This is a genomic window from Streptomyces sp. NPDC055025 (genome assembly GCF_053608565.1).
In genome coordinates this window covers 1-11,221 of record NZ_JBSGVS010000026.1, presented here as the reverse complement: position 1 = coordinate 11,221, position 11,221 = coordinate 1, and the positions used below count along the sequence as shown (strand labels likewise).

General features: G+C 66.4%; 9 protein-coding genes and 1 tRNA gene. 8 read left to right on the top strand and 2 right to left on the bottom strand.

Features of this window, described 5'->3' with window-relative positions:
* Window positions 1-8 precede the first annotated feature (8 nt).
* A complete protein-coding gene (locus tag ACWGDX_RS17700) occupies window positions 9-197 on the bottom strand; it encodes a hypothetical protein (protein ID WP_453626519.1) in 189 nt (62 codons plus the stop codon).
* 55 nt (window positions 198-252) lie between these two features.
* Here ACWGDX_RS17700 and ACWGDX_RS17695 point away from each other — a divergent pair, with 55 nt between their 5' ends.
* Window positions 253-699, top strand: a complete 447-nt coding sequence (locus tag ACWGDX_RS17695) for a very short patch repair endonuclease (protein WP_453626517.1) — start codon at window positions 253-255, stop codon at window positions 697-699.
* A gap of 23 nt (window positions 700-722) precedes the next feature.
* Here the strand turns inward: ACWGDX_RS17695 and dcm are convergent, their stop codons facing one another.
* Window positions 723-2,684, bottom strand: a complete 1,962-nt coding sequence (dcm, locus tag ACWGDX_RS17690) for a DNA (cytosine-5-)-methyltransferase (RefSeq protein ID WP_453626515.1) — start codon at window positions 2,682-2,684, stop codon at window positions 723-725.
* 527 nt (window positions 2,685-3,211) lie between these two features.
* On the opposite strand from dcm, the gene ACWGDX_RS17685 reads away from it, so the two are divergent.
* From ACWGDX_RS17685 to ACWGDX_RS17655, 7 genes are all read left to right on the top strand, one after another.
* Window positions 3,212-5,401 (top strand): sensor histidine kinase, encoded by a 2,190-nt coding sequence (locus tag ACWGDX_RS17685; protein ID WP_453626513.1) that lies wholly within the window; start codon window positions 3,212-3,214, stop codon window positions 5,399-5,401.
* Window positions 5,365-6,606 carry a hypothetical protein gene (locus ACWGDX_RS17680; protein ID WP_453626511.1) on the top strand — a complete coding sequence of 414 codons (1,242 nt, stop codon included), beginning with the start codon at window positions 5,365-5,367 and terminating at the stop codon, window positions 6,604-6,606. The genes ACWGDX_RS17685 and ACWGDX_RS17680 overlap by 37 nt, the downstream gene beginning before the upstream one ends.
* A 563-nt stretch (window positions 6,607-7,169) precedes the next feature.
* Window positions 7,170-7,637 (top strand): hypothetical protein, encoded by a 468-nt coding sequence (locus ACWGDX_RS17675; RefSeq protein WP_453626509.1) that lies wholly within the window; start codon window positions 7,170-7,172, stop codon window positions 7,635-7,637.
* A 163-nt stretch (window positions 7,638-7,800) separates the two neighbouring features.
* Entirely contained in the window at window positions 7,801-8,769 is a 969-nt protein-coding gene (locus ACWGDX_RS17670) for a tyrosine-type recombinase/integrase (protein ID WP_453626507.1), read from the top strand.
* Window positions 8,762-10,192, top strand: coding sequence for a hypothetical protein (locus tag ACWGDX_RS17665; protein ID WP_453626505.1), 1,431 nt, complete (start codon window positions 8,762-8,764; stop codon window positions 10,190-10,192). The genes ACWGDX_RS17670 and ACWGDX_RS17665 overlap by 8 nt, the downstream gene beginning before the upstream one ends.
* 210 nt (window positions 10,193-10,402) lie before the next feature.
* Window positions 10,403-10,475, top strand: a tRNA-Arg gene (locus ACWGDX_RS17660).
* 91 nt (window positions 10,476-10,566) lie between these two features.
* A partial coding sequence (locus ACWGDX_RS17655) for a hypothetical protein (protein ID WP_453626503.1) occupies window positions 10,567-11,221 on the top strand: 655 nt, incomplete at its 3' end.

Below are 11,221 nucleotides of genomic sequence, written 5' to 3'. Positions count from 1 at the left end.
CGCCCCTGTCACAGAGTTCCGTTCCCCAGGAGGTCACTAACCGCGTCCTCAGCACGTCGCAGGACGATGCAGCCGTCGCCACCGCTGAAGGCGAGCAGTTCGGCGCCCGGCGACAGACCCGCCTCTGCGAGCAGCCCCGGAGAGAGTTCGACCTGGCCGTGGTCGTCGATGCGGATTTCGGCGGGTTCTCGGAGCATGGGAGGAGTGTGACACGCTCTCTTCCCCAAGCAGCCGGAGAACTGGACCACTGTCATGGACCGCAGCGTCGAGCAGCCGGACAGCGGCTGGGTGCGAACCGCGAAAGGTGATCATCTGCGCGGGCGCCGGTCCCGTGACACCGGCCCAGAGGTGAAACTCCGTCGCGCCGTTCACCGTCTCGGGCTTCGCTACCGGCTCCAGCGCAAAGTCGCTCCGCGCTGCACCGCGGACTTCGTGCTGCCTCGCCACAAGGTCGCCGTGTTCGTCGACGGATGCTTCTGGCACGGATGCCGTGTCCACGGGGCATCCGAGTTCCGTGGGCCGAACGCCGCGCGGTGGTCGGACAAGATCGAGGCGAACAGGGCTCGCGACAGACGTAACAGCCAGGCGTCCGAGGCCGTCGGCTGGACCGTGATCCGCGTCTGGGAGTGCGAGGTCCGTTCGGACGCGGAGCGGGCCGCGCTCAGGATTGCCGCGGCGTGTGACCGTCGGCCCGACTGATCGATTTCGAGCAGCCCTTCCTCCTACTTCGGCAGCTGCTTCCGGCTTCTCTGCTCCTTGCCCTTCGGTTTGCTGCTCACCTCCGGCGCCGAGACGTCCGAAGCATCGGACTTCCGCGGGCAGTGTTTGCTCAGCGGACACTCGGAGCACAGCGGCCGTTGCGCACTGCAGACGGTGTTGCCGATGAGACGTAGCGCTGCCATGCGGAGCGGCGCGCTTTCGTCCCCCGCACCCACGAGCCTCACGAGGTTGACCCGGCCATCGCTGAGCCTGTTCGTGCGGTCCGCGTCGCTGTCGTTCAGGCGTGCGGCAGCCCGCAACGCGCCCTGCCCCACCCAGAGAAGGTCTTCGCCCACCAGCAGACGATACAGCGACGCCTCGGCCGGCTTGAGCGCGAGGTGCTCGGGAATCTCAAGACGCCTGCTCTTCTGCCAGGCCGCTGTGTCATCGACGAGAGGCGCGAGACGTTCCAGTCGGGTTCTGACTCTCGTGGTGGGAGCGGCTTCCAGGAGGTTCCCGTAAGCCTTGGAGGTGAGGTACTTACGCAACCTCACGTCCGCTAGGACCTCGTCCATCTGAGCTGCCGGCAGCTTGGTGCCGGAGAGAAGCGCGACCACTGCCGCTGAGAGTTGCGACATCTGCTCGCCTGGGAGGTGCCACCAGTCGTCACCGTCCCGCCGCCCATCGGCCCAGGCCGCCAGCTCCTCCCGGACCTGACGCCAGTGCGGCTGGAGACCCCCGAGTTGTGACTGTACGTCCTCCACCGGCGCGAGAGCCTCGGCTGCCGCCTTGCCCAGCAACGGTGGCACCGCGTTCCCGATTTGCCGGAACGCGTCACTGCGGGTACCAGCGAACCGGAACCAGTCAGGGAAGGTCTGCACCCGGGCCGCCTCACGCACAGTGAGGGTGCGCGGCTGGTCCGGGTGGATGTACCAGTAGCCGTCCTTGGCGATGTGCGCCGTGATCGACCGACTGCGCTCGTTCCAGGCCAGCTTCTTGTACTTGTCCGTGAAGTGCTCGGCGCTGTAGCGACGGAACTCCTCCGGGAGTTCCGAGTACAGAGTCGTGGAGTCCATGTGCTTGGAGAAAATCTCCCAGTCGTCCGCACGGACCCGTCGCGTCATGTGGTCCCAGATCAGTCCCTCTGGTGCGTCCTTGCGCATCATCTCCAGGAAGGAGGAGGGAGACTCCGGAGCGCGGTACGGCAGCTCTCTTTCACCGACGCGCTCCCTCGGCTGCGGGTCGAGATCGGGAAGGTCGCCGATCGCGTCACGGAGGCTGTTGAAGCCCTCCTGTTTCGGCTGCCAGTCGAAGCGCTCGACATCGTTCCGGGCGAGCAGGATCAGCCGCTTCCGGTGCTGGGGAACACCGTAGTGCCAAGCATCGACGAGGCGGACCTGCGTGGCGTACCCGAGATCCTCCAAGCGCTGCTCGATGGTGCGCACGACGAAGAAGTCGTCACCGAGCCCCATGTCGGGCACGTTCTCCATCAGTACGGCGCGGGGCCGGACTTCCTCGACCACGTGCAGGTAGGAACGCCACAGCTCCTTACGGAGATCCTCCGGATCCCGATCGTGGTTGGCCACGAGATCCCGGATCTTGCTGCGTCCTGCACGACTGAAGGGCTGACAGGGAGGGCCGCCGGCGATCAGGTCGATGTCTACGCCCTTCAGGAGCCCTACCAGGCGGTCGCGCTCTTCAGGGTTGCCGAGGTCCATGTGGAGGCTCATGCCCGGAAAATTCGCCGCGTGGGTCTCCAGCGCACGCTCGTCGAAGTCGACAGCGGCTGCGACCGTCCACCCCGCCTGCTTCACGCCGAAGCTCAGCCCACCGGCCCCGGAGAAGAGGTCGACCGCCAGCCTCTTGCCTTTACCGTGGATCTTCAGCCATTTCCGGAAGTCCTCCGGAGAGCAGTTCTCCTCGTGGGGTTCAAGCGGGAGGTAGTCGCTCCGCTCCAGGGGGTAGTCGTACTTCCCCTTCTCCACAGCACAACCCTCCATACACACGACATGAATGAGCACCAGGAGATCACGGACCTGCCTGCGGAGGCAATCATTCCGGCTCCCCTGGATCTCTGGATCACCCAGCCTTCACCTGCTCTGACCCGTCTGACGCCCATATGGTCGGCACGGCACGCGGCCGGTTTCCGAGGCGGTCTCCTGGTGCATCCTGAGATGATCGATCGTACGGGACGCCACTGACACCTCCGCCAGTGGGCCGCATGCACAGCCATCCCATTACACCCCCGCTTATCCGTCTAACGAGGGCCCTTTCCAGAAGGCACGTTCGAAACAGTTCACCTTCGCGAGCGCGGCCGCTTGGGGCGACTTTCAGCCACTTCGGCGTCGAGGTACCCGGTGTGTCATCCATATGCACCGTTCGTCATTCGTGTCGGCTTATAGAGTTCTTTCCACGCCTGCTACGTCAACAGGCAGGGCGGACGGTGACCGAAAGCGGGGCTCAGGTGGACTCGGAGGACACGGAGGCGTACCTCCGGCCGCGCGCTCGGCTGATGAGCACCCTGGGCGAGGAGCTGATCAGCAACGAGCGGGTCGCGCTGACCGAACTGGTGAAGAACGCCTACGACGCCGACGCGAGTTTGGTCGTCATTCGGTTCAACGCTCCCCTCGAAGAGGGGGTCGGCTCCATTGAGGTCTGGGATGACGGACACGGCATGTCACCGGACACCGTCCGCGGCACCTGGATGGAGATCGCGACTCCCCATCGACACCGGCGCCCCCGCAGCGAAGGGCGCGGACGACGGGTGCTCGGGGCCAAGGGCATCGGGAGGTTCTCCGCCGCTCGTCTGGCGCTCGTGACCTCACTGGTGACGTGTCGTGGTGACGGCGAAGAGGTGACTCTGCGGCTCGACTGGGGCAGGTTCTCCGACGAGGACGCCTTCCTGGACCAGGTTCCGGTCAACTGGTCGGTTCGGCCTACGAAGGTGTTCTCCACCGGCGGCGAGGCGGAGCAACTGTTCGAGGAGTTGGCCGGAGAGTTCCAGACGGGCGTGACCACAGAGCCGACACGGAACCCGCACGGGACAGTCGTACGCCTTGAAGGCCTTCGCCAGTTCTGGGGAGCGGAGTCCATCGAGACCCTGAAGCGGTCTCTCTCACGACTGCTCCCGCCTCCGCCCCCCGCGGAGCTGGCAGTACCGGACCAGCCGGAGTTCTCGATCTACATCGAGACTCCACCCGGCGAGCTGCGGCACTACTCGGGTTTCGTCAGTGCAAGCGAGGCTCTGGCACATCCTCACTACCGACTCGTCGGCACTGTGGACGCCGATGGACAGGCACACCTCACCCTCACCGCCATGGGTGTTGACGAGGAGGTCGTCATCCACGAAGACCTCCGGCAGGGCACGAATCTCCCTACCTGCGGCCCCGTGAAGCTGGACATCCGAACCTGGGACCTGGACAGCGGTTCGCTGCGCAGACTCCTCAAGATCGACCTCGGCGCTCAGAACATCAGCGAGGTGAGAAAGCTCATCCGGGGCAACAGCGGCGTCGCCCTGTACCGCGACGGGTTCCGGATCCAGCCTTTTGGAGAGACCGGATACGACTGGCTGGAGTTCGACCAGCGCCGCGTGAACAACCCCACCATGCGTTTCTCAAACAACCAGGTGGCAGGCTTCGTATACGTCTCTGCCGACGGGAACCCCGGCCTGCGGGACCGCTCCCACCGCGAAGGGCTGATCGACTCCCCGGAGTACGAGGAACTCAAGAGAGTCATGGTCCAGGCCGTGAGCAGGCTGGAGACATGGCGGTACAGACTTCGCCGCCCGGAGCCCCCCCAGTCTCCGGGCAGTCAGCCGCTGTTGCCCTCGGCGGAGGGAGGCGGACACGGAGTCTTCCAGAACTTCACCCTCGACCCACTCCGCGACGTGGTTAACCAGCGCTATCCGGACGACGCCGTGCTCGGACGTGCCCTGGACGAGGCCGCCGAGGCCATCAACGACAGTGTGCAGAAGGTCCAGGAGATCATCTCCCAGTTCTCCCGACTCGCCACGCTCGGAACTCTGGTGGATGTCGTGCTCCACGACGGCCGGGCCGCCCTGACACGTATCGCCTACGTGCTGCGGAGGCTGAACAAGTTGGCGAAGGGAACGAGCGAGCAGGATCCCGACCTCGGCGAGGCTCTCGGCAAGGTCCACACCGCCTTCAGCGCCCAGGAGAAGGCTCTCGACCGGCTGTTCACTCGAGTCGAACCCCTCAGCGGGCGCCAACGAGGCCGACCCAAGAACATCTCGCTGCACGAGGCCATCGACGAGGCGGTGTCCGTACACGAGGCGGAGCTCGCCAAGCAGGGCATCACGGTCACTGTCGGCGGAGACGACGTGACCGTGACAGCCGAGCCGAGCGACATCGCCCAAGTGATCCTCAATCTTGTCGGCAACGCGATCTACTGGCTGTCCACTCTCCCAGAGGGCGCTGACCGCTCCATCCTCATCACGACCGGGCGCACCTCCGACGGTGAGGTCGACATTGATGTCAGCGACAACGGTCCAGGTGTCAGGGAGGAGATCAAAGACATAATCTTCGACACCTACTTCAGCGACAAGCCCGACGGGATCGGATTGGGGCTGAGCATCGCCGGCAGCGTGGTCAAGGACTTCTACGACGGTGACCTGTACCTGGTCTCTCCAGGACCGCTCGCCGGGGCATGTTTCAGAGCACGTCTTCGAAGGAGAGTTGGGTGACAGAGGGGGACGCGGTGTTCCGGGTACTCGTCGTCGACGACGAGGAGGACATCGCAGGGGAACTCAAGGCCATGCTGGAGGAGGAGCTCAACGACTTGGGCTCCGTCTCCGTCGAGACGGAGCAGGACTTCGGCGAGGCCGAACTGATCCTCGGGAGAGAACAGATCGACCTGGTCGTTCTCGACGTCAGGGACTCGTCGCAGGGGCAGGGGATAGTCCCTGGTCTCGAGCGGCGAGGTCGGGACCTGTACGACAGGATCGCGAAGACTCGTTGGGTTCCGGTGATCTTCTGCACCAACGTCCCCGGACAGGTACAGGACCTCGTGGCGCCACCGCTCGTCCAGGTCGTGACGAAACACAGGCTGGACGAGGTCCAAGAAGCTGTGCGCATCGGACTGCAGTCCGGAGTCCCGTCGCTGACCCGTCGACTCGGCGATCTCGTGGACAGGGAGATCCGGGACTTCCTGCGGGACGTCATCGCTCCGAACTGGCCGGACATGGCCGAGGCCGACCAGCAGCAGATCGCTCCCCTGCTCGTACACCGGCTGGCTGCCTGGCTCAAGGAGAACGCGATCCGGGAGTTGGACGGTGCCCTCCACGGCGCCGACGGCGCCGTGGTCGGCCACTCGTCGGCCGCCCGGACCTACCTCAAGCCGCCCGTAACCCTGCACCTCACCGCAGCCGACCTCCTTCGTGATCCGGCGGGATCCTGGTGGCTGGTGCTCACCCCCGCCTGCGACCTGTATGAGGACCCTCCGACGCCCCAACCGGGTCGTTCGTTGCGGAAGGCGAAGGCCGAGTACGTTCGTGTCGCCAAGGCGGACCCGCTGTTCGAGACAGCACTCGTGGCCAAGTGGCGGGAGGACGAGACGAACAGGAACCGCGATGCTCTCCTGAGGGTGTTCCGGACGGACGACAACAGGTTCCAGCTTCTGCCGCAGTACCTGGAGATCCCGCACCTGTTGTTGGACAGGGAGAACGTGAAGTCCGTCCCTCTGGCCGAAGCCAGAGGTTGGGACCGTGTCGCCACCCTCGACAGCCCGTTCGCCGAAGCCACGCTGACTGCACACAGCCATGCCGTGGGGCGCATCGGAACCCCGGACCTGGTCTTCGAACAGCTCAAAATGGAGCTGGGCCTCGTCAAGAACAAGAAGCAGGTGCCACCTGCCCGGTCGTCAGGACGGGACGACGTCCTGCAGGCGTGACGCATGCCGTCCACTACGTACCGATCAGACCCATGCTCGCGTCATCTCCTCCGATTCCGCACCAACGGCGTGGGGACAACGCACCCGGTCCGTCCGATCTGATCGCCCTGAACTCGTCGATCCTCCGTGACGACCAACGAGGGTGCTTGGCTCGCCACTCAACCAGCGTCTTGTAGGCGTCCGTCGCTCGCTGGGGATCACCGCCGAATGCTCCGCCCTGATGGAGGGGCCACGCAGGGGTCAGTTCCTGTTCGACGGTGATTGCCAGGCCGTTCATATACCCCCAGCTGGACTCGATGAGGAATTCGCCCGCCCATGGGCGGGCGAAGGATTCAGGTCCCATGTCGAGAGCCATCATGGACACGAGGAATTCGAACCTGTTGCAGGCTTCCTGGTAGGTTCCGTCATCGGATTCAATCGGTCGGAGAGCCTCGCGCACGTCCTGCCGCAGCAAGCGGCTCTCCGGACTGGAGCACAAGGGCATCCAACCCACCCTGCGATTCCTGACCGGGACGGGACTGCTGACATCAGGCCCCGCCGGGTGGACGCCCACCGTCTCCGGCGTGCGCGTCGGGCAGCCGTGGGCCACCAACCGCGATGCGGCCAGGACGATTTTCGGTGAGGTCTGGCGCGAGTCCTGGGTGTATCGCCTGCTGGTCCACTCCTCCGTACGCCCCGGAGTCCCATTCAGCGCAGAAGAGGTCGCCAAGGCCATGAGGCCCTATCCGACCTCCACGCTGACTCCCTGGGTGCACTTGGTGGACTGGCTTGAGCTCGCACGGTATGTCGAGCGCGACAGTGACGGGAGCCTGCGCTTGGCGAGGGCCCTGAGCCAGGATGTCGAAGCGGCCGCCCCCGATACGGAGCAGGACAAGCCGTCGGCGCCGACGCCCGATCCGGTCGGCCCGTCCGTCGGGCTTGTCCTGCCGGTGAACATGGACCAACTCACGCACCTGACTGCCGAGGACTACGGCGCGGTCATGCGGTCTCTCGCGACGATCTACGAGGTGCTCTCCCGCCAGCGGACCTGACACCCCGCTGCCGTCGGCCTGCGGGCCACCTTTCCCGCATCACCTTTTTGCGCGTGAGCGTTTGCGTACTGGAAGTTCCCCTCCAAGGCTGGTGTGAACTTGCACCACCAGAGAGGGTTACTGCCGCATGCCCGTCCCGCGCGCGCCCAGATCCGACCGAGCCATGCCCGACGGCCCCAGCGCGCTCGCGACCGACTCCGCGGACGTGACGCTGGCGCACGCCGTCGAGCAGACCGTCACCCTTTGGACCGCCATGACCTCCCAGGGACAGATGTCCCCGCAGACCAACCGCTCCTTCGGGCAACTCCTGGTGCGCTATCAGCGCTACGCCGAGGCCCGCGGAGTCATCCTCCTCGACGACGTCACTGTCGACTTCGCCGAAGACTTCGTGTTCGCCCAGGGGCGTACCCGCCAAAGAATCGGCGAATCGGCCACGGCGACCCAACACCAGCGCCGCGCCGTCCTGCGCTCCTTCTACCGCACGCTGCGCGAACTCGGCCTCACCGATGCCGACCCCACCCGGGACATGGTCCTGCCCGAACGCGCCAGGACCCTGATCCGGCCGCTCGCCGAAGATGAGGCCGTAGCCCTGCGCCACGCCGCCGAGTACGTGACACGGCCCAGCCGACACGCCGCAGCAGCAGCCCTAGCCCTGGCGGGCGGGCACACCGGCGAGATCGGTCATATCCGCATCCGTGACGTCGACCAGAGCGGCGAAGCGGTGTGGATGCACGGCTCCACCCGCACCGACGCGCGGTGGTGCCCGCTCGACCCATGGGCACTGCGCATCCTGCTGAGCAGGGCCGCCTTCGTCGCCCGACAGCAGCGCACGCCCGAAGCCGTGTCCAATGCCCGGCTCGCCGTCTCCTCCGCTCCCACACCGGACGAGCAGTTGCAGGCCTGGGCCTGCGTCGCGCTGTCCGACCTCATCCGCCGCATCGGCCTAGGCGCGGACCCTCAGGTCAAACCGGCCTCCCTCACCGCCTACGCCGCGGTGCGGATCTTTGACGAGGCCGGAAGGATCGAGGACGTCGCCCGCGGGCTCGGGCTGCGCTCTCTGAATCGGGCCGCCGACATCGTGGGCTACGACTGGGCCCGCCCCGCGGCCAAAGGGCAGGCCGCCAGTGCCTGAGGACATCTTCGGAGACGCCCTCCCGCCTGCTCAGCGCACCCCGCGCAAGCGGGTCTTCAGCGACAAGGACCGCCGCACCCTTCACGAGCGGCTCACTGACTGCGCGCGCAACACCGATCTCTACGAGCTGGCCGAGACGCTCCCGCCACCAGGCAGGATCGGAAGGCCCCGTCACTACCCTGACGTCGCGTTCCTCTTTTTCCTCGCAGCCCGCAGTGTCCTGGCCTCGGCACGCCGCACCGCCGCACACCTCGAAAACCCAGAGGTGTGGACCATCTTCAAAACAGGGGCGCGCGCGGAACTCGGCGCTGCGGAGGTGGCCCGTCTCCCCGAAGCCGGGCCGACGCGCGCGCAGTGGCTCCGCGCCCAGCGACGGCTGCGCGAGCGATCCCATGAGCTCTGGGAGTCATACCGCGTTCTCGCCCTTGAGCAGGCACTCGAGCAAGGCATCTTCCCGGAGCACGAGACCCGGTCATGGAGCAGTCCGCAACGGCATCAGCTGATAGCCGCCGACGGCACGGTACTCAAATCGCCCACCCTGGCCCGAGCCAGCCAGAGCGTGGACATGACGACCGGCGAGATCCGCTACCACCGGGTCGACCCCGCCTCCGTCTCCCAAATGGAAGGGGGCGGCACCGAGGTCTTCGGCCCGAAATACGTCTTCTTCTCTGCCAGGAAGGACGAGAACTACCTGTCCCGTGTTTTCCTCGACTCACGATATGTACCCCACCTGCATCCCGGCGGCGAAGCAGCCGTCGCCGTCGAGGGCGTCATCGACATCATGTCTGCGGCTCCCGGCTCCATGGGAACCCTCTACGACGGCGCCATGCGGGGCGTTCACCGGGATGCCATCGCACGCTACGGCGGCCTCGTCATCAACAAACAGCACAAAGGAAACGAACCACAATTCTATGAATCATTGCGCCGCGGTCGCTGCACTCACGAATTGTGGGCCGCCGACGGACGGGTCGCGGAGAAGGTCCACTTCGCGGACGGAACAGCCGAGCTCGTTCCTGTGCCGATCAAGAGGCTGGAGCGACGCGGGGTCCGGACGTTCCGCTGGTACCACGTGCTGGCCATCCCGTGCCGCCATGGCCTCCACGAATACAGAGTCGGCGTCGGCACGACAAGCCGCAAGGACGAACGGCCACCCGGTGAAAGCGACGAGGAGCGCGGCTTCCACCGCGCCGAGCACCTGCAGCAGATCCCGGAATTCACCCGTACCCACCAGCTCGTCTATCCCTACCGCAGCGACGCCGAGTCAGGCCACGCGCAACTCGACGCCTCCCTGTGGAACGGACGCCTCATCTCCTACGGTGTCGAGGCCCAGCAACTCCTGACCCTCGGGTTCGTCCTCGCACAGAACTCCACCAGCCGTGCGCTGCACGAGGAAGGAGCCTCCATGCTCAGGCCCACGGCCTGACGCCGGCACCCAGCCTCCAGACACCAGCGCCCGCCCGAGCCCCGATCCGGTACCCTGTTGATCGAGCGCTCTTGGCGGGCGCTGCGGCGTGTCACGCGGTCTACCGCGCACCTCATCACCGCAGCATCATGATCCAGACGCTCAGGGCTTGACCGGGAGACCAGGGCACGATCTGTTCACGAGTTCCGTGCAAGGTTTCGCACAAGCCCCGCCTTCGTAGCTCAGGGGATAGAGCACCGCTCTCCTAAAGCGGGTGTCGCAGGTTCGAATCCTGCCGGGGGCACAACGCATTACCGCTCTGACCTGGGGTTTCTCCCCCAGGTGGGCACCTTATTCGGCCTCGGACCTCTCGTCCGGGGCCGTTCGCGTGAGCGGTGCTTGAGCGGGCGGGGAGTTGGGCTTTCCGGCCTCGCGGCTGCGCTTCGGTGTCGTGCGGTGCCTTCGGGGAACGCATTTCTCCGGGGCTGCGTTACCGGCACCGTGGCTGGAACCGGGCCGACCCGGTCGACGACGCCCTCGCCGCGCTCGGCGAGCTGAGGCGGGTCCACGGGGCGGTGCCTGTCGTGCTGGTCGGCCATTCGACGGGAGGCAGAGCCGCGCTTCGGGCATCCGCGCATCCACAGGTTCAGGGCGTTCTGGCGCTCGCTCCGTGGTTGCCCGCCGACGAGCCGAATGATCACCCGCGGGGCAGGCGGATCGTGCTGACGCACGGCGACCGGGACCGTGTGACCAGCGCCCCGTGCGTCCGTCGCGTACGTCGAGCGCGCCCGGGACGCCGGTGCGTGTGCCGGCGCGGTGCTGGTGGAAGGCGGGGATCACGCGATGGTGCGCCGCTCAGGTCTCTGGCACCGGGTGTGGCCGAGATCGTCGGGGATCTGGCCCACCGGGGCGGGAAGCGGACGGGACTAGGGTCTTTCGCTTGGATCTGGCTGGATGAGGGAGCGCCCGCCGCGGCAGCGGCTGGTGTCCGCGTGGTGCCGTGGATCGCAAGGCGGAGGAGGGAGCCCACGCGGAGCGTGGGCGACCGAC